Source organism: Kineosporiaceae bacterium, assembly GCA_016713225.1.
GTDB lineage: Bacteria > Actinomycetota > Actinomycetes > Actinomycetales > Kineosporiaceae > JADJPO01.
On the sequence record JADJPO010000001.1, the window covers coordinates 579,170 to 602,216 of the forward strand.

Genomic DNA, 23,047 nt, shown 5'->3' on the forward strand with positions numbered 1-23,047 from the left:
GTGAGCGCGATGGTGGGCCACGGACGACGAGTGGCGGACAGGGAGGTGTCCACCTGTCCGCCACTCGTGTCTGTGACCGTCCCGAGGGACGGGGTAGGGCTGGGTCAGCCGAGAACCTCGCGTGCAGCCTTGGTGTACGCCGCGCTGACGTCCTGCACGAAGCTGGCGTGGGTGGCGGCCAGAGCGGAGACCCACTCCAGCTGGCTGGCGCCGGCGACCTTCTGCTCGAAGTCGACGAGGCTCTTCAGGGCCTTCTCGTAGGCGTCCAGGGAGGTGAGGCCGGTGGCCTTCATGCTCTCGAGGATGCGCTCGTTGAGCTCGCGGACGCGGGTCGCGGCCTCTTCGTACGGGCCGAGGTCGAGGCCGAGGGGGTTGGGGATGGTCGGTTCGGGCTTGGTGGCCATGGAATTTCGCTCCTCGCGATGGTGGTTTGGTGGACCTGATTCGGTGTGTCGGTCGTGCCTGAGGAAGACATTAGCAGCTCTAGTGCTAACTAGCTAACGATCGATGCGTAGCCTGCGTCACACCTCGGGTGCCGTTGATGCGAGGCACACGACGAGAGGGCGGTCCCACCCCGTACGCCGGGGTGGAACCGCCCTCTCGTCGTGATCAGTGCTCACTGCTGCTCACGGCAGGGCACTCAGTGCATGTCCAGACCGCCGTTGACGCCCCACACCTGACCGGTGATGTACCCGGAGGCGTCGGCCGACAGGAAGTGCACCACGCGGGCGATCTCGTCGGGCTGGGCCAGCCGGCCGACCGGGATCGTGGCCTTGATGCCTTCCATGACCTTCTCCGGGATGTGCTCGAGCATCTCGGTGGCCACGAAGCCGGGGGTCACGCAGTTGACGGTGATGCCGATGGGATTGGCGTCGGCGTGCTTGCCGGCCCGCTTCAGCTGGAACTCGACCTCACGCGCGAGGGTCTTGGTCAAGCCGAACAGGCCGGACTTGGACGCCGCGTAGTTGGCCTGGCCGATGTTGCCCATCTCGCCGATCACCGACGAGACCATGACGATGCGCCCGGTGCCCTGGGCGATGAAGTGCGGCAGCACCGCCTGGGACAGGTAGAACGCGCCGGACAGGTTGACGGCGATGACCTTGTTCCAGTCGTCGTCGGTCATCTTGGCGACGGTGCGGTCGATCGTGATGCCCGCGTTGTTGACCAGGAGGTCGATCCGGCCGTGCTGGTCGACGACCTCCTGGACGGCGCGCCGACAGTCGTCGCCCACGCCGATGTTCCCCTTGTGCAGGGTGATCTCGCCGCCACCGTCCAGGTGCTTGGCGCGGAAGTCCTCGGCGAAGGCGTTGGCCGCCTCGTCGTTGCTGCTGTAGCCGGCCGCGATGGCGGCACCCTGGCTGGCCAGGCTGCGACAGATCGCAGCACCGATGCCGCGGGTCCCCCCGGTCACGAAGGCCACGCGGCCTTCCAGCTTTCCTCGATCCACGTGCAACGTGTCGGTCATCGGTGCGCTCCCTGTGTCGGTGACGGTTCCATCGGCGTCCATCGGCGGTGGCTGCCGTTTCCTGCCCGGGGCGAGCGGGTGCTCGCCCCGGGGTTGTCTCGTACTTACCTAGTGGATGGTGCGGTGGTTCGGATGTGACCTCAGTCGCTCGGGGCGTCCCGCTCGGCGAGCCAGCCCGCGATCTCGGGCCAGATCTGGTGGCGTGCCTTGGATCCGGCCATGAGGCCGATGTGACCGCCCTTGCGATCGAAGTGGGTCAGATCCTTCGACCCACACATCCCCAGGAAGGGCACAGTGCCCTCCCGGGGGGCGATGTGGTCGGCACTGGCGGTGACCACGAGGACCGACGGCTCGACGATGTCCGCGAAATCGACATGCTTGTCGCGGAGCCGCATGGTGCCGCTGATCAGCCGATTCTCCTTGTACATCCACGTGATCCAGTCGCGGTAGGACTGGGCCGGGAACGGTGGATTGTCCTGCACCCACTTCGACATCGACTGGTAGGAGACCCGATCCAGGGTTCCCGCGCGCACCTGGTCGAAGACCTTGCGCTTGGTGGTGACGAAGTTGGTGACCGGCTTGAGCATGCGGTTGGCGATGTCGATCGCTGCCCCGGGTAGCCCGCCGTTGGAGATGATCACATCCAGGTCGAACGAGGGCCGGTTGACCCAGTTCTCGTACACGCTGCCCTTGGTGTCCACCGGCATGGTGAGCACGGCCAGGTTGCGCACCTGGTTGAGCTCGGCGTAGATCGCCGTGTACATCGCCGCCACGGTGGCACCGATGCACCAGCCGATCATCGACAACTGGTCCGCCCCGGAGCGGCGCAGGGTCTCGCGCACCGCCCAGTGCAGCTCGTCGCAGACGTAATCGGCCACACCGAGGTCGTCGTCCTCCTCGCCGGGTACGCCCCAGTCCACCAGGAAGACGTCGAACCCCTCGCCCAGCAGGAACTCGACGAAGGAGTTGCCCGGCCGCAGGTCGTAGACATGGGGCCGGTTGATCAGGGCGAACACCAGCAGGATCGGGGTCGCGTGCCGTCGCTGAGCGCTGTGATAGCGGTACAGCGTCGTCTTGCGATGGGTCCAGACCACTTCCTTGGGAGTGACAGCGATCTGGGCGTCCTCGACGGTGAGCATGACCTCGGCCGTCTCGAGCAGCGCCCTCGGGATGCTCATCAGGTTGGCGACGGCGGACATCCCCGGGATCGTGGTCGGGTCGGCGGACAGGTTCAGGTACGACAGGTCGGGGGCACCCTCGCGGGGTGCCCCCGTTCCCGTCGTCATCGCCCGTCTCCGGCCTGACTGGTCGACCGCTTCGCAGCCGGCCGTTTGGCAGCCGGCTGCTTGGCGGTGGCCTGCTTGGCGGCGGGCTGCTTGACGGCAGCCCGCTTCACGGCAGCCCGTTTCACCGTAGCCCGCTTCACCGGTCGGGAGGCCTCACCCGGCGAGGTGACCGGCTCGGTCACGGAGACCGGCGCCGGTGCTGCGGCGGCCGAAGCCGCCGCAGCACTCCTGGAGGCAGTCCCGTTCGACCCGGCGGCACCGCTTCCGGTGTCGGCCAGCCGGTCCTCGATGGCCTCGATCGCCTGCAGCATCCGCTCGAGTTTGTCCTCGGTGCGGGCGAGCTGTTTCGCGAGGGAGGTCACGTCCTGCCGAGCAGCGAGCCGGGTGGCCCGCACGACCTGGTCGATGGCGTCGTTCGCCATCTTCGTCGCCGCCATCATGGTGGTGGCGGTGGTCGTGAAGAGCTCGGCGAACCCGTTCGTCGCCACGAGCTGGTCCATGGCCGTGGAGAGCTTGGCCTCGAGCTGCTCGTAGGCGGCGTACGCGCCGGCCAGTGGATCGGTGGGCTGACTCATTCGATCACCCGCGCTCGAAGATCGCGGCAATACCCTGACCGCCGCCGATGCACATGGTGACCATGGCGTACCGGCCACCGCTGCGCGCCAGCTCGTAGAGCGCCTTGACCACCAGGATCGCGCCGGTGGCTCCGATCGGGTGACCGAGGCCGACACCGCTGCCGTTGACGTTGGTCTTGTCATCCGGCAGGCCGAGGTCACGAGAGACGGCCAGCGCCTGGGCGGCGAAGGCCTCGTTGACCTCGAACACGTCGATGTCGTCCAGCGTCATGCCGGCCTTGTCGAGCACCTTCTTGACCGCCGGCACCGGGCCGATGCCCATGTACTTGGGCTCGACGCCGACGTGGCTGTAGGCCACGAGGCGACCCATCGGGGTCAGGCCGCGACGCTCGGCCTCGCCCCGCTCCATCAGGACGACGGCTGCTGCGGCGTCGTTGACACCCGAGGCATTGCCGGCGGTGACCGAGCCGTCCTTCTTGAACGCCGGCCGCATGGCGGCCATCTGCTCGATGCTGACGTCGGCACGGATGTGCTCGTCGGTGTCGATGAAGACCGAGCCCTTGCGGCCCTTGATCTCCACCGGCACGATCTGTTCCTTGAACCGGCCCTCGGCGCGTGCCGCCGCGGCCCGCTGGTGGCTCTGCACCGCGAGGGCGTCCTGGTCCTCCCGCGAGATGTTCCACTTCTCGGCCACGTTCTCGGCGGTGATGCCCATGTGCACCTTGTCGAACGGGTCGTTCAGCGCGGCGACCATGGCGTCGACCAGGGCGCCGTCACCCATGCGCTGGCCCCAACGGGCACCCGGCGCCCAGTACAGCGACCGGGTCATGGCCTCGGCGCCACCGGCCACGGCGACGTCGCAGTCACCCAAGGTGATCGCCTGAGCGGCGGACACGATGGCCTGCAAACCGCTGCCACACAGCCGGTTCACGTTGAACGCGGGGGTGTCGATCGGCAGACCGCCGTTCAGGGCGGCCACGCGCGAGAGGTACATGTCGCGCTGCTCGGTGTGGATCACGTTGCCGAACACCACATGGCCGACCTCGGCCGGTTCGACCCCGGCGCGCGAGACGGCCTCGCGTACACAGGTGGCGGCCAGATCGGCCGGTGGAACGTCCTTCAGTCCGCCGCCGTACTTGCCGATCGCCGTCCGCACAGCAGACAGGACGACGACTTCACGGGGGGCTCCGCTTGTCTCGTTGGTCACGTTGAGGCCTCCTTCGTCTCATTGCTGAGACTTGGCGGTTACCGGCAGTTAATCAATGGCTCGTAGGCCGACGGTCTACATCCTTCGCCCAAAGGCGCGCGAGACGCTAGGCGCCGAACCGTGCCGATCCCTCGGATCTCTCGTCGGATCGGTGGGCGGTCGCCGCCCGGCCCGAGCAGCGATGGGTCCTTCGGCCCTTCCTCGGGGGTCGACGCGGATCGTCAGCCGTCGAGGGCGACCGGTCGTTGTCTCGGCACGACGTGCCGCGGCGGTTCGCCCTACGCCCGTCGAGCGGTTTTGTTGCGCATGGTGCGTTGAATTGCGTATGACGCTAGACCCGGGCGCTGTGGAGGGGTAGCGTCCGGGACGTTGGACCCCTCCTGCGATGTGAAAGGCCCCGTCGATGGGTTTCCCCTCCGACATCGAGATCGCCCAGAGCGCCACGCTCGAGCGGATCGGTGCCATCGCTGACCGCCTGGGCATCCCCGACGAGGCGGTCGACCCCTACGGACGGTACAAGGCGAAGATCAGCCTGGACTGGCTCGACGCCCAGCCGGCCCGGCCCGATGCCCATCTCGTCCTGGTCACTGCCATCTCGCCGACGCCCGCGGGTGAAGGCAAGACCACCACCACCGTGGGGCTCACCGACGGGCTTCGCCGGATCGGCGAGAACGCCATCGCGTGCCTGCGCGAGCCCTCGCTCGGCCCCGTGTTCGGCATGAAGGGCGGCGCCGCCGGCGGCGGCTACGCCCAGGTGGTGCCGATGGAGGACATCAACCTCCACTTCACCGGCGACTTCGGCGCGATCCAGCTCGCCAACAACCTCCTGGCCGCGTTGATCGACAACCACATCCACCACGGCAACACCCTCGGCATCGACGTCCGGCGGATCACCTGGAAACGCGTGGTCGACCTCAACGATCGCGCGCTGCGTCAGATCACCGTGTCGCTCGGCGGGCCGGCCAACGGCTACCCGCGCGAGGACGGCTTCGACATCGTGGTGGCCTCCGAGGTGATGGCGATCTTCTGCCTGGCCACCTCGCTGGAGGACCTCAAGCAGCGCCTCGGCAACATCGTCGTCGGCTACACCCGCGACAAGAAGCCGGTCACCGCCCGCGACCTGCAGGCCGAGGGGTCGATGGCGGTGTTGCTCAAGGACGCCTTCCGACCCAATCTCGTCCAGACCCTGGAAGGCACTCCCGCCTTCGTCCACGGCGGGCCGTTCGCGAACATCGCCCACGGCTGCAACTCGGTCGTGGCCACCAGCGCCGCGCTCAAGCTGGCCGACTACGTGGTCACCGAGGCAGGGTTCGGCGCCGATCTGGGCGCGGAGAAGTTCATCGACATCAAGTGCCGCAAGTCCGGGCTGAGGCCCAAGGCGGCGGTGATCGTGGCGACGGTGCGGGCGCTGAAGCATCACGGCGGGGTCGCCCTGGCCGATATGGCCACCGAGAACCTGGACGCCGTGCGGCGGGGTTTCACCAACCTCCAGCGGCACATCGACAACGTCACCGGCGTCTACGGATTGCGCACCGTCGTGGCGCTCAACCGGTTCGGCACCGACACCGACGCCGAGCTGGCCCTGGTCGCCGAGCTGGTCGAGCAGGCCGGCGCCACCGCGGTGGTCGCCACCCACTTCGCCAACGGCGGGGCGGGGGCCGAAGACCTGGCCCGGGCGGTTGTCGCCGCGTGCGAGAAGCCGTCCGAGATGACCTTCACGTACACCTCGACGATGTCGCTGTGGGACAAGGTGACGGCGATTGCCACCCGGGTCTACGGGGCCAGCGAGGTCACCGCCGACAGCTCGGTGCGGGCACGGATCAAGGAGCTCCAGGAGGGCGGCTACGGCGAGTTCCCGGTCTGCGTCGCCAAGACCCAGTACTCCTTCTCCACCGACCCCAAGTTGCGCGGTGCGCCGTCCCACCATGTGATCAACATTCGCGAGGTGCGGCTCGCCGCGGGCGCGGAGTTCATCGTGATGATCTGCGGCGACATCATGACCATGCCCGGTCTGCCCAAGGTGCCGGCGTCGGTCAACATCGACCTGGTGGACGGCGCAGTCATCGGCCTCTCCTGATCACGTCCTGATCACGTCCCGATCACGGCGAGCGACAACCGCGCGGTGCGCGGCCTGTCGTGGTTCGCGGATGCCGCGAAGCAGGCGACGATGACGTCCATGGATCCTCGCCCGCATCCGGCGCTGCGCCGCGCCGTCCAGGTCGTCTCGCTGCCCGCCCTCGCCGCCGTGCTGCTCGCCGGGTGCGGGGCGGGCGGGTCGACACCGGTGGCCACCGCCTCCGCCGACGTGACGGAGTCCGCCGGGTCGAGCCCCCGGAGCACCGCGAGTGGCTCCGCCCTGCCAGGGCCGTCGGGCACGTCCATGGCCCAGCCTCCGGCGGCCACGGCCACCGCCCAGGTCGTCGGGAGCGCCGCGCCCGAGCCGTCGGGTGAACTGAAGGCGGCGGTGGTCCGCGAGATCCGCACCGCCGATCAGGGCAACTTCGACCGGGTGGTGATCGAGTTCGAGGGCACCTTCGGCCCCTACCAGGTCGGCTACGTCCCGGCGGTGACCGAGGACCCCACCGACGAACCGGTGGCCCTGCAGGGGGCCGCCTTCCTGCGCGTCGTCGTCCAGAACGCCACCTTCGACAACGTATTCCAGGCCGAGGGCAGCGTGCCCCACCTGGCCTACACCGGGCCGCGGCGGCTGACCGCAGCACTTCCCGTGGTGCAGGAGGTCGCCGACGCGGGTGATTTCGAGGCGGTGATCTCGCTCGGTATCGGGCTGAGCCGTCAGGCCGGCCTGCGGGTTTCGCGGCTGGAGGGTCCCAGCCGGTTGGTCATCGACGTCGCGCACTGAGGGGTGCCCGCGCATCGGTCCTGTCGGGTGAATGCCGGGTGCACCGCGCGTGCCCATCACATGGCACGCGCACGAATTCGTTCTCGTGATCATGACGGGCCGTACGTCCCGTTGACCCGAATGGGTCACAGTCGGGGAGAGCCCGATCACTCAGTGGGGTCCGAAGGTCCTAGGGCCTGCTCCGGGCTGTCGTCCTACGGTCGAGCCGAATCACCCTGATGGGCGGCAGCGTCGCCGCCGGATTCCGGGGTCATCCACGTGCGACTGCTGGAGCTCCTTGATGAAGATTGTCGTCCCGGTCAAGTACGTCCCCGAGCCCACCGCCACGTGGAGCTTCGGAGCTGATCTGCTGCTCGACCGCGGTGCGGTCGAGGGCCGACTGTCCGAGCTCGACGAGTACGCGGTCGAACAAGCCGTACGCCTGGTCGAGGGCGGCCTGGACGCCGAGATCGTCGCGCTGACGGTGGGGCCGGCCAAGGCCACCGATGCCCTGCGCAAGGCCCTCGCCATGGGTGCCACCAGCGGGGTCCACGTGCTGGACGACGCCATCCGCGGCTCGGACGCCATGGCCACCTCGCTGGTTCTCGCCAAGGCCATCGAACACACCGGCTTCGATCTCGTCGTCTGTGGCATGGCCTCCACCGACGCCGAGATGTCGGTGGTTCCGGCCATGGTGGCGGCGCGGCTGAACGTTCCCCAGGTCACCTTCGCCGCGGTTCTGAGCGTTGCCGACGCCGTGGTGACGATCCGTCGGGACGGCGACACGGCCACCGAGCAGATCACCGCTCCGTTGCCGGCCCTGGTCTCGGTCACCGACCAGACCGGCGAAGCCCGCTACCCGGCCTTCAAGGCGATCATGGCGAGCAAGAAGAAGCCGGTCCAGACGCTGTCGTTGGCCGACCTGGGTATCGCCCCGAATGAGGTCGGATTCGACGCGGCGGCATCCCGGGTGCGCTCGCTCAGCCCGCGTCCCCCGCGTCAGGCCGGCACCGTCGTGGTCGACGAGGGCGAAGGGGCCTCTCAGATCGCCGACTTCCTCGCCGCGCGCGGCTTCATCTGACCGATCGGGCCGGCTGTCACGGCCCACCGACCCGCCTGATCCTTCTCGAAACCTGCAGGAGCGCAACGTGTCTGAAGTGCTTGTCTCGGTCGAACGGTCGGACGCCGGCGTCCGCAAGGCATCCCTCGAACTGCTCACCGCCGCTCGTCGCCTCGGTACCCCCGGAGCCGTGGTGTTCGGCGGCGCCGATGCCGCCGTCCTGGACAAGCTCGGGGAGTACGGCGCCGCGACGGTGTACGTGGTGGACGACACCGAGGTGGCCGACTGCCTGGTCGTTCCCAAGGCCGAGGCGCTGGCTCAGCTGGCAGCCCGAGACGGCGTCAGCGCCGTCCTGGTGACCTCGGGTCCCGAGGGCAAGGACGTCGCCGGGCGAGTGGCGGTGGCGCTCGGTTCGGGCATCGTGACCGACGCCGTCGACGTGGCGCCCGGAGCGGATGGCCCCTCGGTGACCCAGACCGTGGTGGCAGGCGCCTGGGTGGCCGTCAGTGACGTCGTCCGAGGCGTTCCGGTGATCACGATTCGGCCCAATGCGATTGCTGCGGAACCGGTCTCCGGCGCCCCGGCCCCCGTTGTCGAGAACGTGACCGTCGCCTTCAGCGACGTGGCCAAGGCGGCGAGGATCGTCTCTCGCGCACCGAAGCAGGCGTCGGGTCGTCCGGAGCTGCTGGACGCCGCGGTCGTCGTGGCCGGGGGCCGCGGAGTGGGCTCGGCCGAGGGATTCAGCGTCATCGAGGGGGTGGCCGACGCGCTGGGTGGCGCGGTCGGCGCCTCACGCGCGGCAACCGACCTCGATTGGTACGCGCACGAACAGCAGATCGGTCAGACCGGCAAGACCGTTGCACCGCAGCTGTACCTGGCGGGCGGGATCTCGGGGGCGATCCAGCATCGGGCGGGTATGCAGGGATCGAAGACCATCGTCGCGGTCAACAAGGACCCCAAGGCACCGATCTTCGCCATCGCCGACTTCGGCGTGGTCGGAGACCTGCATGCGGTGCTGCCACAGCTCACCGAGGAGATAGCCCGCCGCAAGGGCTGATCCCCACCAGCGCCCTGACCGGGGAGCAGAGGAAAGGACGAAGCATTGATCGTTCGGATGATCCTCGGTCTGGCGATGACGGTGGTGGCTCTCACCGTCGCCGGCCGGCGTGTCGCCTACCTGATCCGACTCGCCACGGCCGGGCAACCCGCCGAACCGGATCGCCGCATCGGCGGTCCGACGCGCAGCGTCGCCTCGGTCGCCTCGGCAGAGGTCGCCGAGGTGCTGGTGCAGCGCAAGTTGCTGAAGTGGACCGTGCCCGGACTGGCGCACCTGGCGGCCTTCTGGGGCTTCATGTTCCTGCTGGTGACGGTGATCGAGGGATACGGCGCGCTGTTCTGGCGCGACTTCGCGATCCCGGTGATCGGTCGCCAGGCCTGGCTCGGCTGGCTCGAGGACACCATGGCCCTGGCCACCGCCGCGTCCGTGGTGGTGTTCGCGATCATCCGGGTCCGCAATGCCCCGAAGAACCAGGGCCGCAGCAGCCGGTTCTTCGGCAGCCACCTGGACGCGGCCTGGCTGGTGTTGTTCATGATCTTCAATGTGGTCTGGACGCTGCTGCTCTACCGGGGTGCCCAGATCAACACCGGCTACTTCCCGTTCGAGCGCGGCGCCTATGCCTCCGAGGCGGTCGCCCGAGCGCTGGAGCCGTTGGGTGAGGACGCCAACACGGTCATCGAACATGTGGGCGTGCTGCTGGCGCTCGGCGTGATCTTCGGCTTCCTGGTGCTGGTGGTGCACAGCAAGCACATGCACATCTTCACCGCCCCGATCAATGTCGCCGTGGCGCGACGTCGGCCGGGAGGTGCGGGCGCCCTGGGCGCCTTGCAGCCGGTGTACTCCGCCGGCGAGCCGGTCGACTTCGAAGACCCGGGTGAGGACGACCTGATGGGGCGCGGCGCCATCACGGACTTCACCTGGAAGGGCGTGCTGGACATGCTGAGCTGCACCGAGTGCGGCCGCTGCCAGTCGCAGTGCCCGGCCTGGAACACCGGAAAACCGTTGTCACCCAAGCTGGTCGTGATGAATTTGCGTGATCACGCGCTGGCCCGCGCGCCGTACACCCTCGCGGCGGACGACGAGGCCCGGGCCGCGCTGCCCGAGGCGGTGCGCGCCGAGGGCGAGCGGGTGCTGGTGGCCCCGGTGGACGAGGCGAACCCGGCGGCCGGCGGCGTGATCGATCCTGACGTGCTGTGGTCGTGCACCACGTGCGGCGCCTGTGTGAACCAGTGCCCGGTCGACATCGAGCACATCGACCACATCGTCGACATGCGTCGGTACCAGGTGCTGGTCGAGGGCGCCTTCCCGGACGAGGCCGGAGTGATGCTGCGCAACCTGGAACACGCCGGCGACCCGTGGGGCCGCGGCGCGAGCGCGCGGCTGGAATGGACGACGGGTCTCGACTTCGAGGTGCCCGTCTTCGGTGCGAACGGCGAGGACACCCTGCCGGAGGACGTGGAGTACCTGTTCTGGGTCGGGTGCGCCGGTGCCCTGGACGACAAGGCGCAGAACACCACCCGGGCCGTCGCCACCCTGCTGCACCAGGCCGGCGTCACGTACATGGTGCTGGGGGACGGCGAGACCTGCACCGGGGACGCCGCCCGCCGGATCGGTCACGAGTTCTTGTTCCAGATGCTCGCTGCGGCCAACGTCGAGACGCTGAACTCGGTGGGCGCCAAGCGGATCGTGGTGACGTGCGCCCACTGCTTCAACACCATCGCCAACGAGTACCCGCAACTGGGTGGCCACTACGAGGTGGTGCACCACTCGACCCTGCTGTCGCAACTGGTGGCCGACCGTCGGCTCACCCCGGTCACCGCGCTGGACTCGACGATCACCTACCACGACGCCTGCTACCTGGGCCGCCACAACCAGATCTTCGCGCCGCCGCGTGCGGTGCTGGGCGCCGTCCCGGGTGCCCGGGTGATCGAGATGGCCCGCACCGGGGAGCGCTCGTTCTGCTGCGGCGCCGGCGGCGCCCGGATGTGGATGGACGAGACCCTCGGGGAGCGCATCAACACCAACCGGGCGCGCGAGGCGATGGACCTGAAGCCCGACGTCGTCGCCGCTGCCTGCCCGTTCTGCATCGTGATGCTCAGCGACGGCGTGCGCGCCGTGGACGCCGAGAACGGCGCGGACGGCGCGGCCGATCCCAGCGTCGAGGTCGCGGACATCGCCGAGATCCTGCTGCGCGCCTGCGCGGCGCCCTCTCCCGCCACAACGCCGTGACACCCAGCCCCATCGTCAGACCGATCGAGCCGCCCGTATGCGTGGAAGGAACCACACGATGACCGACACCGCCGCCTCGACTGCTACCACCGGGCATGTCTTCAGTGGCGAGGGCCTCGATCTGGGCACCCTCACCCTGATGCTCGAGGCACTCGACGACTTCGTCGGCGCCGCGCTGACCCCCGAGCGTCAACTCGAACTCGACCACGAGGACGTCTGCCCCGAGGACATCGTGCGGGCGATGTGCAGCGACGAGCTCGGCGTCCAGCTGGTGTTCGTGCCGGAGGCCTACGGCGGCATGGGCGGTGGGGCGTTCGACTCCTACCGCGTGTGCGAGATCATGGCGCGTCACGACATCGGTCTGGCGACGGCGGTGTTCGCCACCTTCCTCGGCAGCGACCCGATCCTGGTGGGCGCGACCGAGGAGCAGCGTGCGTACTGGCTCGGCCGGATCGCCGAAGAAGGCCTGGTCTTCGCCTACGGCGCCACCGAGCCGGATGCCGGCAGCGACCTGGGCGCGATGACCACCACCGCGGTGCCGATCACGGACGAGTCCGGGACCGTCACCCACTACAAGATCAACGGGCGCAAGCAGTGGATCAGCAACGGGTCCATCGCGGATGCCACCACGATCCTGGCGCTGGCACCCGGCGGACCGACCTGGTTCGTCGTCGCGCGAGGCACCGAGGGGTTCACCGCTGCCACGCCCGAGGACAAGCACGGCATCCGGCTGTCCAACACCGCCGCCCTGTTCCTGGACGACGTCGTGGTGCCGGTGGAGAACCTGATCGGTGGCGTCGAGGGCAAGGGCCTGGTGCAGGCGCAGCAGGTCTTCGGCTACACCCGGGTGATGGTCGCCGCCTTCGGCATGGGGGGCGGCTGGGAGGCGCTGGAGCGGGCGATCGACTACTCCCAGAACCGGGAACAGGGCGGATCGGTGCTGGCCGAGAAGCAGGGTTACACCCACAAACTGATCGTGCCGCACGTCGTCCGGCTGGAGTCGGCGCGTGCCTTCCTGGAGGAGACCTCGGCCCGCCTCGACGCCGGTGAGGGCACCAACGGGGCGCTGAACACCGAGGGCGCCATCGCGAAGCTGATGGCGAGCGAGTTCGGCAACGCCGCCGCCGAGGCGGCGATCCAGGCGCACGGCGGCTACGGCTTCACCCGCCCCTACGTCGTGGAGAAGGTCAAACGTGATGTCCGCATCACCACGATCTACGAGGGCACCTCGGAGATCCTGGAGATGACCATCGCTCGTGACCGGTGGCAGACCCACCTGAAGTCGCGTGGTCAGCACTACCGTCAGGCCGCTGCCGGGCTGAAGGCGCTGCACGCCAAGAACTCCGGGGTCGGCGCCGATGCGGCCGCGCTGGCCAACGAATGCCTGGCGGCGGTGCTCGACGCCTGCCAGGCCGGCCGGCTGACCCGCAATCAGCACGTGCTGTTCCGCCTCGGTGAGCTGATCGCCTGGGCCGAGACCGCCGGTGCGGCCTCGCGTCGCGCCGCTGCCGCGGCCGGTGGCACCGCTCACGAGAAGACCGACAAGCGATTCGGTGCCCCGGCGCTGGCCGCGATCGCCCGGGTGTTCGCCCGGGACGCCGCGCTCAAGGTCGCCGACGACGGCCTGCGGTGGGTCGTCGGTGCCGCCGACGGCACCTCGGCTCAGGCTGCCGCGCTGGCAGCGAGCCTGCCCTTGGACGCCGTCCGCGCCGCTCAGTCCGGGCTGCTCGCCGACATGAACGCGGTCGCCGCCGTGATCTATGGGAAGGACCAGTCATGAATGCCCCGGGGAGTCGACAGGTCGCCATCGTCGGAATGGCGGCGATCATGCCGGATGCCCCGGACGCCGAGGCGTTCTGGGGCAACATCACCGGTGGCCGGTACTCGATCAGTGACGTCCCGCCGGAGCGCTGGGATCCCGAGCTCTACTACGACCCCGATCACCACGCGCCCGACAAGACCTACTCCAAGATCGGCGGCTGGGTTCGGGAGTTCCCGTGGGACCCGATCGCCTGGAAGCTGCCGGTGCCGCCGATGGTGGCCAAGCAGATGGACGAGGGCCAGCGCTGGACGATCAGTGCGGCCCGCGCCGCCCTGGTCGATGCCGGCTGGCCGGCCTGGGACATCGACTCCGACAAGGTCGCGGTGGTGCTGGGCAACGCCATCGGCGGCGAGAAGCACTATCGCTCGAGCATGCGTATCGAGATGCCCGAGTTCCTGCGGGCGCTGACGAACTCACCCGCCTTCGCCGCGCTCGACGGTGCCACTCGGGAACGCGTTCTGGCCGAGGCCAGTACGAGCTACCTGGCCAACTTCACCGAGATCACCGAGGACACCATGCCCGGTGAGCTGTCCAACGTGCTCGCCGGTCGGGTGGCCAACCTCTTCAACTTCCGCGGGCCGAACTTCACCACCGATGCGGCCTGCGCCTCCGGGCTGGCGGCCACCTGGGCAGCGGTCGACGGGCTGATCGAAGGCCACTACGACGCCGTGATCACCGGCGGCGTCGACCGCAACATGAGCGTGTCCGCGTTCGTGAAGTTCTGCAAGATCGGTGCGCTCTCGGCCGACGGCACCCGTCCGTTCGACGCCGGGGCCAACGGCTTCGTGATGGGCGAGGGCGCAGCCCTGTTCGTGCTGCAGCGCCTCGAGGACGCCGAGAAGGCGGGCCGGCGGATCTACGCCGTGCTCACCGGTCTGGCCGGATCCAGCGACGGCAAGGGCAAGGGGATCACTGCGCCCAACCCCGTGGGCCAGAAGCTCGCCCTGCAGCGGGCGTGGGCGATGGCCGGCGCCGACCCGGCCTCGGCCGGGGCGATCGAGGCGCACGGCACCTCCACCAGCGTCGGCGACGCCGCCGAACTGTCCAGCCTCACCGCGATCTTCGGCGCGGCCGGTGTCGCACCCGGGTCGATCGCTCTCGGCTCGGTGAAGTCGAACATCGGCCACCTCAAGGCCGCTGCCGGTACCGCAGGCCTGTTCAAGATGGTGCGCAGCCTGCACGAGAAGGTGCTGGCGCCGTCCCTGAACTTCAACGTCCCCAACCCCAACGTCGATTGGGCGGCCACCCCGTTCCGGGTGAACACCGAACTGCGCGACTGGCCGGCGCCGGCCAACGGTGATGTGCGCCGTGGTGGGGTGAGCGCTTTCGGGTTCGGCGGCACCAACTTCCACGCCGTGGTCGAGGAGTACTCGCCCGGTCGGTACTCGCACGAGCCGCGGGTGTTCGCCGCGGCGGCGGTGCCTGCGGCTCCGGCAACCGCTGTCGTGACCGCGGCAGCCAAGCCCGCTCGCCCGCCGTTGCGCGGTGCCCTGGTGATCGGTGGCGCGGACGACGCGTCGATCGTCGCCCAGGTACGGGAGCACCTGGCCCAGGCCAAGGCCGGAACCGGGGTGGCGGCCGCGCCTCCCGTGGCGCCGGACCCCACCCTGGCGAGTGCCGCCGTCCGGGTGGCGATCGACTACGCCGATGCCAAGGATCTGGCCGGCAAGCTCGCCAAGACCCTGACCGCGTTCGAGACCGCGGCGAGCAAGGGCGCGGCGGCCGCGACAGCGTTGTGGCGCATGCTGCGTTCGCAGGGCGTGTTCGTCGGGCGTGGCCCAGCGCCCAAGGTGGCCTTCCTGTACACCGGCCAGGGGTCGCAGTACGCCAACATGCTCAGTGAGTTGCGGGCGGCGGAGCCCGTTGTGGCGCAGACCTTCGATCGTGCCGACGCGGTGATGACCCCGTTGCTCGGGCGACCCCTGTCGTCCTACATCTTCATCGACGGCGCCGACCCGGCAGCGGTCAAACAGCTCGAGAACCAGTTGCGCCAGACCGAGATCACCCAGCCGGCCGTGCTGGCCACCGACCTGTCACTGCAGGCGCTGCTCGCCGAGTACGGCATCGTGCCCGACATGGTGATGGGCCACAGCCTGGGCGAGTACGGCGCCCTCGTCGCCGCCGGCAGCCTGACCTTCGAGGCCGCGCTCGAGGCGGTCAGCGCCCGTGGGCGCGAGATGGCCAGCCTCGAGGTTCCCGACAAGGGCGCCATGGCCGCGGTGTTCGGCCCGCTGACCGAGATTCAGCGGATCGTCGACGAGACCAGCGCCACGGGTGGCTACGTCGTGGTGGCGAACATCAACAGCACCAGTCAGGCCGTGGTCGGTGGTTCGACGGCGGGGGTGGAGCAGGCGGTGGAGAAGTTCGCCGCGGCCGGGATCAATGCGATCCGGATCCCGGTGAGCCACGCCTTCCACACCTCGATCGTGGCCCCGGCCAGTGAGCCGCTGGTCGGCCAGCTGCGTCGCCTGAACGTGCAGCCGCCCTCGATGCCGTTGGTGGCCAATGTGACCGGTGACTTCTACCCGGCGAACGCCACCGTCGACGACATGCTCGACATGTTGGGCAAGCAGGTCGCCTCTCCGGTGCAGTTCGTCAAGGGGCTCGACACGCTGTACCGAGCCGGAGCCCGGGTGTTCGTCGAGGTCGGTCCCAAGAAGGCACTGCACGGGTTCGCCGAGGACGTGCTCAGCTCGACCTACGACGACGTCCTGGCCCTGTTCACCAACCACCCCAAGCTCGGCGACGCCGCCTCGGTGAACCAGGCGCTGTGTGGTCTGTGGGCCAACGGTCTCGGACTCGCGGCCCCTGCTCCCGCACCGTCGTCCGGGCACGCTGCGTCACCCTCGTCGGTGCCCGCGGCGTCCGGAACGCTCGTCCCCGCCGAGCGCAATGTCACGTTGCACTCGCCAGACGAGCGTGACGTGACATCGCGCCCGGGGGCGGGGGATCCGGTGGCGATCACGGGGGCGGCGCTGGGGCTGCCGGGTGTGCCGCGGGTGTTCGATGATGAGAATGTGGCCCGGATCTTGGCGGGTCAGCAGTTCATCGAGGCGGTGCCGCACCGGGTGCGGCAGCGCATGGTCGACATGCGGATCACCCGGCTGGTCAAGAGCGAGATCGGTGGTCCGAGCTTCGAGACCATCACCGATGAGGCCGAGGTCATCAAGCTGGCGGGCCAGTACGCGCCGGTCGACGTGGTGGCCGAGTTCGGGGTGGACGCCGCGCGCGACGAGGCCCTGGACGACGCCACTCGGCTGGCCATCGGGGCCGGGCTCGACGCCCTGCGCGATGCGGGCATCCCGCTCGTGATGCGGTACAAGCAGACCACTCTGGGCACCAAGCTGCCGGAGAAGTGGGCGCTGCCGGACTCCATGCGTGACGACACCGGGGTGATCTTTGCCTCGGCCTTCCCCGGGTACAACAACTTCGCCAAGGACCTGGAGGAGTACTTCACCTCACGGGGCCACCGCGAGCAGCTCCTGGCGCTCGAAGCGGTGCGGGCCCGGATGACCGGTACCGAGGCCGCCGCGGTCGAGGTCGACCGGCGGATCGGCGAGCTGCGCCACGAGCTCGAGACGCACCCCTACAGCTTCGACCGGCGGTTCATCTTCCGGGCGCTGGCGATGGGCCATTCCCAGTTCGCCGAGCTGATCGGCGCCCGCGGGCCGAACACCCAGATCAACGCCGCCTGCGCCAGCACCACCCAGGCCGTCTCGCTGGCCGAGGACTGGATTCGCACCGGGCGTGCCCGTCGGGTGATCATCGTGTCGGCCGATGTGGCCACGGCAGAGCACCTGATGCCGTGGATCACCAGCGGATTCCTGGCCTCCGGAGCGGCGGCCACGGACGACATCGTGGCCGATGCGGCCACGCCGTTCGACCGCCGTCGGCACGGCATGATCGTCGGGATGGGCGCCGCCTCTTTGGTGATCGAGAGCGCGGATGCTGCCGCTGAGCGGGGTATCGCCCCGATCTGCGAGGTGCTGGCTGCCATCACGGCCAACAGTGCCTTCCACGGCACCCGACTGGACGTCGAACACATCGGCGGCATCATGGAATCCCTGGTGCGCCAAGCGGAAGCGCGCGGCATCGCCCGCGCAGAGATCGCGTCGTCCACCATGTTCGTCTCGCACGAGACCTACACCCCGGCTCGCGGGGGCAGCGCCGCGGCGGAGATCAACGCGCTGCGCCGGGTGTTCGGCCCGCAGGCCGACCAGATCGTGATCACCAACACCAAGGGGTTCACCGGTCACGCCATGGGTGCCGGCATCGAGGATGTGGTGGCGGTCAAGGCCTTGGAGACCGGCGTCGTGCCCCCGGTGCCGAACTTCCGCGAGGTCGACCCCGGTCTGGGCTCGTTGAACCTGTCCGTCGGTGGCAGCTACGACGTGCGCTATGCGCTACGCCTGGCGGCCGGGTTCGGCTCCCAGATCGCCATGACCCTCTCACGCTGGATCGCGCCGCCGACCGGACGGCGTCCCCTGCCCAACGATCTGGGCTACCAGCACCGGATCGTCGACACGGCGGCCTTCCACCGCTGGCTGGACGGTGCCGCGGGGCACTCGGGTGCTGAGCTCGAGGTGAACCTGCGCCGGTTGCGCGTCGTGGACGCCGGGGTGCCGACGGCTGCTCCCGCTGCCGTTGCAGCGATGCCGGCCGCCACCGTGACCCCCGTGCCGGTACCTGCTGCCGCCGCCGCGCCGGTGACTGCCGCCGCCGCCGCGCCGGTGACTGCCGCCGCCGCCGCGCCTGCCGCGCCGGCACCGGTCGAGGATCCCGTCACCACCACGGTGGTCGGCATCGTCGCCGAACTGACCGGCTACCCCGCCGAGCTGCTGGATCTCGATTTGGATCTGGAGGCGGATCTGGGGGTGGACACGGTCAAGCAGGCCGAGGTGTTCGCCGCGGTCCGGGAACACTTCGACGTCGAGCGCGACCCGAACCTGCGGCTGCGAGACTTCCCGACGCTGACTCATGTCATCGGGTGGGTACGCGACAAGACCGGCATCCAGCCGGCGGCGGCACCCGCCATGGCGCCTGCCGTCGCCGCACCCGCCGCGGTGGCGGCCCCGGTGGTCGCCACGCCCGCAGCGGAGCCTGCGCAGGACCCGGTGTTGGTGACGGTGACCGCGATCGTGGCTGAGCTGACGGGCTATCCGCCGGAGTTGCTCGATCCGGATCTGGATCTGGAGGCGGATCTGGGGGTGGACACGGTCAAGCAGGCCGAGGTGTTCGCCGCCGTCCGGGAGCACTTCGACGTCGAGCGTGACCCGAACCTGCAGTTGCGGGACTTCCCGACCCTGGCTGCTGTCGTCGGCTGGGTGCGCAGCAAGAAGCCCGAGTTGGCGGCCGCCGTTGCCGTGCCAGTGGCTGCAGCTCCGGTGGTTGCCCCGGTGACCGTGGCTGCCGCAGCGGCTCCTGCCCCGGCGCCCGCACCGGACTCGGTGCTGGTCGCGGTCACGGCGATCGTGGCGGAACTGACGGGTTACCCGCCGGAGTTGCTCGATCCGGATCTGGATCTGGAGGCGGATCTGGGGGTGGACACGGTCAAGCAGGCCGAGGTGTTCGCCGCGGTGCGCGAGCACTATGACGTCGAGCGTGATCCCAACCTGCAGTTGCGGGACTTCCCGACCCTGGCCGCCGTCGTCGGCTGGGTGCGCAGCAAGAAGCCCGACCTGGCCGTTGTGCCGGCTGCGGTTCCGGTGGTCGCGTCGGCGCCGGTTGCCACGACCCCGGACCCGGTTGCCCCGGTGGTTCAGACAGGTCAGGATCCGGTGCTCGCGGCGGTGACCGCGATCGTGGCGGAGCTGACGGGCTATCCGCCGGAGTTGCTCGATCCGGATCTGGATCTGGAGGCGGATCTGGGGGTGGACACGGTCAAGCAGGCCGAGGTGTTCGCCGCGGTCCGGGAGCACTACGACGTCGAGCGTGACCCGAACCTGCAGTTGCGCGACTTCCCGACGCTGGCCTCCGTCGTCGGCTGGGTGCACAGCAAGAAGCCTGAGTTGGCGGCCCAGGCGGCGGCCGTCGTTGCGGCAGTGCCGGTTCCCGCTGCACCAGTGCAGCCGGCTGCATCGGCTGAACCCGCAGCCGACGGTGGCGACGAGGTGGCGAGCGTCGTGGTCGGCATCGTGGCCGAGCTGACGGGCTATCCGCCGGAGTTGCTGGACCTCGATCTGGATCTGGAGGCGGATCTGGGGGTGGACACGGTCAAGCAGGCCGAGGTGTTCGCCGCCGTCCGGGAGCACTACGGCGTCGAGCGTGACCCGAACCTGCAGTTGCGTGACTTCCCGACGCTGAACCTGGTGATCGGCTGGGTCCGAGAGAAGACCGGCATCCAGCCGAACGTCGCCGCGTCGGTCGCCGCACCCGCTGTGGCCGAGGCGGTTCCCGCGGTGGACGCCTCGAGTCCCGGCTCGTCCGGCGACGAGGTGGAGAGCGTCGTGGTCGGCATCGTGGCCGAGCTGACGGGCTATCCGCCGGAGTTGTTGGACCTCGATCTGGATCTGGAGGCGGATCTGGGGGTGGACACGGTCAAGCAGGCCGAGGTGTTCGCCGCCGTCCGGGAGCACTACGGCGTCGAGCGTGACCCGAACCTGCAGTTGCGTGACTTCCCGACGCTGAACCTGGTGATCGGCTGGGTCCGAGAGAAGACCGGCATCCAGCCGGCTTCGGCGACGCAGAGTGTCCCCGAGGTAGCCGAGAGCTCGATCCCGGATGGGCGCGATGTCACATCGCACTCGTCTGGCGAGCGTGATGTGACATCGCGCTCGGTGGGCAGTGGGCTCGTACGAGGCGACCTCGGGGCCATCGATGGGTTGCCGCGGCGGGTTCCGGTGGCAGTGCTCCGGCCGGCGTTGAGCCTGTGTGCGCCGACCGGGATCGCCCTCGGTGAGGGGAGTCGCGTCGTCGTCATGCTCGACGAGGGTGGCGTCGGGGACTCCCTGGCGAAACGGCTGCGCAAGCTGGGCGTCGAGGTGCTCACCCTCGAGGCCGGAACCGCCACGGACGACCTGCTGACCCGGCTCGGCGAGTGGACGACCGACGCCTCGATCAACGGGGTGTTCTGGCTCGCCGGCCTGGACGACGAAGGCGCGCTCGACGGTCTGGACTTCGGCACGTGGCGAGAAGCGCTGCGCCGCAGGGTGAAGGCGCTCTACGCCACGATCCGGGCGCTCTACGACAGCACGCCCTTCCTGATCACGGCCACCCGCCTCGGCGGGTTCCACGGCTACGAGCCCGGCGGGGCGACGTCCCCGCTCGGCGGCGCGGTCAACGGGTTCGCCAAGGCCTATCAGCGCGAGTGCCCGGCGGCGGTGGTCAAGGCCGTCGACCTGCCGGCCAGTCGCAAGACGGCGGCGATCGCCGACGTCCTCATCGACGAGGCGCTGCGCGACGGTGGCTGCGTCGAGATCGGGCGCCCGGACGTCGAGCACCGCGGCCCGGCGCGAATCGGCATCGCGCTCGAGACGGTTCCATTCACCCCGCTGGGGGCGGACGGCAGCCCACTCGGCGAGGGCGGCACCCCGTTGACCGGCGACAGCGTCGTCGTGGTCACCGGGGCGGCCGGCAGCATCGTCTCGGCGATCACGGCCGATCTGGCCGCGGCGAGTGGGGCGACGTTCCACCTGCTCGACCTCACGCCCACACCGGATGCAGCCGACCCCGACCTGCAGACGTTCGCGACCGACAAGGACGCTCTCAAGCCGGTCATCGCGGCGCGGCTGAAGGAGGCCGGTGAGCGACCCACCCCGGTGGCGATCGAGAAGGAGTTGGCCCGCATCGAGCGCCGGGCCGCCGCGCTGGCCGCCGTTCAGGCGGTCGAAGCCGCGGGTGGCCGGGTGCGCTACCACAGCGTGAACCTGACCGACGCGGACGCCGTGGTGTCGGTGATGCGCGCCGTCCAGGCCGAATCGGGCCGGGTCGACCTGCTGCTGCACGCCGCCGGTCTCGAGATCAGCCGCACCATGCCCGACAAACAACCTGCCGAGTTCGACCTGGTCTTCGATGTGAAGGCCGATGGCTGGTACTCGCTGGTGCACGCTGTCCCGGATCTGCCGATCGGCGCCAGTGTGGTGTTCTCCTCGGTGGCCGGGCGGTTCGGCAACTCGGGTCAGCCCGACTACGCCGCGGCGAACAACCTGTTGTGCGCCATCAGTTCCAGCCTGCGCCGCACCCGACCGGGGATGCGTGCCATCGCGTTGGACTGGACGGCGTGGGGCGGTATCGGCATGGCCACGCGCGGCTCCATCCCCAAGATCATGGAGATGGCCGGGGTGCAGATGCTGCCGCCCGAGGCCGGCGTCGCCTGGATCCGGCGTGAACTCGCCTCGTCCGGATTCGCCGGCGAGGTCGTCGTGGCGGGTCGGTTGGGCCAGATGGCCGCGGCCCCCGATCGTGGCGGCAACACCACCGGCCTGGATGCCGACGCCGTTGTCGGCCAAGGGATCTCGGGCATCGCACCGGTGACCGGTGAGGTGAGTGTCGATGTCAACGACGGCGTCGTGGTCACCACGATGCTCGACCCGGCGGTGCAGCCGTTCCTGTACGACCACCGGATCGAGGGCATTCCGGTGCTGCCCGGGGTGATGGGCATGGAGTCCTTCGCCGAGGCCGCGTTGGCCGGAGCACGTCTCGCCGGGCTCGAGGTGGGCGGCGATTCCGGGTATCGGGTCGCTGAGATCACCGACGTGCGTTTCCTCGCGCCGTGCAAGTTCTATCGGGACGAACCCCGCGCCATCCGGGTCAGCGTCGTACTCGACCCGGTGTCGGCGCCCGATGCCGGCGACGGCCAGGATCTGGTGGCCCGCTGTGTGCTGACCGCCGAACGAACCCTGGCCGGCAGTTCGACGCCGCGTGTCGACGTCCACTTCACCGGCACGGTGCGCTTGACCCGCGCGCCGTGGCGTGAGGAGTACGAGGAGGTCCCTGCCTCGATGCACGCCGAACAGAACGGCGTCGCAGCCGGACAGGCGATCGGACGGGACCTGGTGTACCGGCTGTACTTCCACGGGCCGGCGTACCAGGTGGTGGACGTCGCGGCCCGTGCCGGGGACGGGACGGCCGCCCGCATGGCGAACCCGTTGCCGGACAACCACGTTCCGGACAGCCAGCAGACGGTCACCGGCCCACGGCTCACCGAGCTGTGCTTCCAGACCGCGGGCCTGTTCCAGGCTGCGGGCACCGGCGAGTTGGCGCTGCCCAACGCCGTCGGGGCGATGCACCTGGTGCGTGACCCCAACCATGTCGATGCCACCGGTCTGCACGCGGTGCTCCGGGCACGGGAAGGCGACGGCCCCCCGGTGTTCGACGGGCACGTAGCCGATGGGCAGGGGCGGGTGGTGTTGCGGCTCAGTGGTTACCGCACCATCGCTCTTCCCGCGCCGATGCCGCACGAGGTGCGCGACCCGCTGCGCGCCGTCCTGATCGGCTGACGGCACCGCGACATGCCGAGCTCCGATCCATCCGTCCATCACGAGTCCATGCGCCACGAGTCCCCCGGAG

The 23,047-nt window shown here is 69.6% G+C and carries 12 protein-coding genes; 7 read left to right on the forward strand and 5 right to left on the reverse strand.

Going from position 1 to position 23,047, the window contains the following annotated elements; translation table 11 throughout:
- Positions 1-104: 104 nt before the first annotated feature.
- From IPK24_02660 to IPK24_02680, 5 genes are all read right to left on the reverse strand, one after another.
- A complete protein-coding gene (locus IPK24_02660) occupies positions 105-404 on the reverse strand; it encodes a hypothetical protein (GenBank protein MBK8074473.1) in 300 nt (99 codons plus the stop codon).
- Between the two features lie 236 nt (positions 405-640).
- The gene (locus IPK24_02665) at positions 641-1,465 is read right to left on the reverse strand and encodes a 3-oxoacyl-ACP reductase FabG (GenBank protein MBK8074474.1); all 825 of its coding nucleotides are present in this window, start codon (positions 1,463-1,465) and stop codon (positions 641-643) included.
- Positions 1,466-1,605: 140 nt separating this feature from the next.
- The gene (locus tag IPK24_02670) at positions 1,606-2,664 is read right to left on the reverse strand and encodes an alpha/beta fold hydrolase (GenBank protein MBK8074475.1); all 1,059 of its coding nucleotides are present in this window, start codon (positions 2,662-2,664) and stop codon (positions 1,606-1,608) included.
- A gap of 83 nt (positions 2,665-2,747) precedes the next feature.
- Positions 2,748-3,326 (reverse strand): hypothetical protein, encoded by a 579-nt coding sequence (locus IPK24_02675; protein MBK8074476.1) that lies wholly within the window; start codon positions 3,324-3,326, stop codon positions 2,748-2,750.
- A 4-nt stretch (positions 3,327-3,330) separates the two neighbouring features.
- Positions 3,331-4,533: an acetyl-CoA C-acyltransferase family protein gene (locus IPK24_02680; protein ID MBK8074477.1), complete on the reverse strand. Its 1,203-nt coding sequence runs from the start codon at positions 4,531-4,533 to the stop codon at positions 3,331-3,333.
- A 403-nt stretch (positions 4,534-4,936) separates the two neighbouring features.
- On the opposite strand from IPK24_02680, the gene IPK24_02685 reads away from it, so the two are divergent.
- The 7 genes from IPK24_02685 (at position 4,937) to IPK24_02715 (ending at position 22,977) form a co-directional block, all read left to right on the forward strand.
- Positions 4,937-6,610: a formate--tetrahydrofolate ligase gene (locus tag IPK24_02685; protein ID MBK8074478.1), complete on the forward strand. Its 1,674-nt coding sequence runs from the start codon at positions 4,937-4,939 to the stop codon at positions 6,608-6,610.
- Positions 6,611-6,709: 99 nt separating this feature from the next.
- Positions 6,710-7,393, forward strand: coding sequence for a hypothetical protein (locus tag IPK24_02690; GenBank protein ID MBK8074479.1), 684 nt, complete (start codon positions 6,710-6,712; stop codon positions 7,391-7,393).
- Positions 7,394-7,673: 280 nt separating this feature from the next.
- Positions 7,674-8,453 carry an electron transfer flavoprotein subunit beta/FixA family protein gene (locus IPK24_02695; GenBank protein ID MBK8074480.1) on the forward strand — a complete coding sequence of 260 codons (780 nt, stop codon included), beginning with the start codon at positions 7,674-7,676 and terminating at the stop codon, positions 8,451-8,453.
- A 67-nt stretch (positions 8,454-8,520) separates the two neighbouring features.
- The gene (locus tag IPK24_02700) at positions 8,521-9,489 is read left to right on the forward strand and encodes an electron transfer flavoprotein subunit alpha/FixB family protein (GenBank protein MBK8074481.1); all 969 of its coding nucleotides are present in this window, start codon (positions 8,521-8,523) and stop codon (positions 9,487-9,489) included.
- 45 nt (positions 9,490-9,534) lie between these two features.
- Positions 9,535-11,718: a (Fe-S)-binding protein gene (locus IPK24_02705; protein MBK8074482.1), complete on the forward strand. Its 2,184-nt coding sequence runs from the start codon at positions 9,535-9,537 to the stop codon at positions 11,716-11,718.
- Between the two features lie 58 nt (positions 11,719-11,776).
- Positions 11,777-13,498, forward strand: a complete 1,722-nt coding sequence (locus IPK24_02710; protein ID MBK8074483.1) for an acyl-CoA dehydrogenase family protein — start codon at positions 11,777-11,779, stop codon at positions 13,496-13,498.
- Positions 13,495-22,977: an SDR family NAD(P)-dependent oxidoreductase gene (locus IPK24_02715; protein MBK8074484.1), complete on the forward strand. Its 9,483-nt coding sequence runs from the start codon at positions 13,495-13,497 to the stop codon at positions 22,975-22,977. The genes IPK24_02710 and IPK24_02715 overlap by 4 nt, the downstream gene beginning before the upstream one ends.
- Positions 22,978-23,047 lie beyond the last annotated feature (70 nt).

What these genes read in the sequence shown, in the direction of transcription:
- IPK24_02715 (MBK8074484.1), top strand. Translation starts at nt 13,495, where the DNA reads ATGAATGCCCCGGGGAGTCGACAGGTCGCCATCGTCGGAATGGCGGCG.
- IPK24_02710 (MBK8074483.1), top strand. Translation starts at nt 11,777, where the DNA reads ATGACCGACACCGCCGCCTCGACTGCTACCACCGGGCATGTCTTCAGT.
- IPK24_02665 (MBK8074474.1), bottom strand. Translation starts at nt 1,465, where the DNA reads ATGACCGACACGTTGCACGTGGATCGAGGAAAGCTGGAAGGCCGCGTG.
- IPK24_02690 (MBK8074479.1), top strand. Translation starts at nt 6,710, where the DNA reads ATGGATCCTCGCCCGCATCCGGCGCTGCGCCGCGCCGTCCAGGTCGTC.
- IPK24_02675 (MBK8074476.1), bottom strand. Translation starts at nt 3,326, where the DNA reads ATGAGTCAGCCCACCGATCCACTGGCCGGCGCGTACGCCGCCTACGAG.
- IPK24_02670 (MBK8074475.1), bottom strand. Translation starts at nt 2,664, where the DNA reads ATGTCCGCCGTCGCCAACCTGATGAGCATCCCGAGGGCGCTGCTCGAG.
- IPK24_02685 (MBK8074478.1), top strand. Translation starts at nt 4,937, where the DNA reads ATGGGTTTCCCCTCCGACATCGAGATCGCCCAGAGCGCCACGCTCGAG.
- IPK24_02660 (MBK8074473.1), bottom strand. Translation starts at nt 404, where the DNA reads ATGGCCACCAAGCCCGAACCGACCATCCCCAACCCCCTCGGCCTCGAC.
- IPK24_02695 (MBK8074480.1), top strand. Translation starts at nt 7,674, where the DNA reads ATGAAGATTGTCGTCCCGGTCAAGTACGTCCCCGAGCCCACCGCCACG.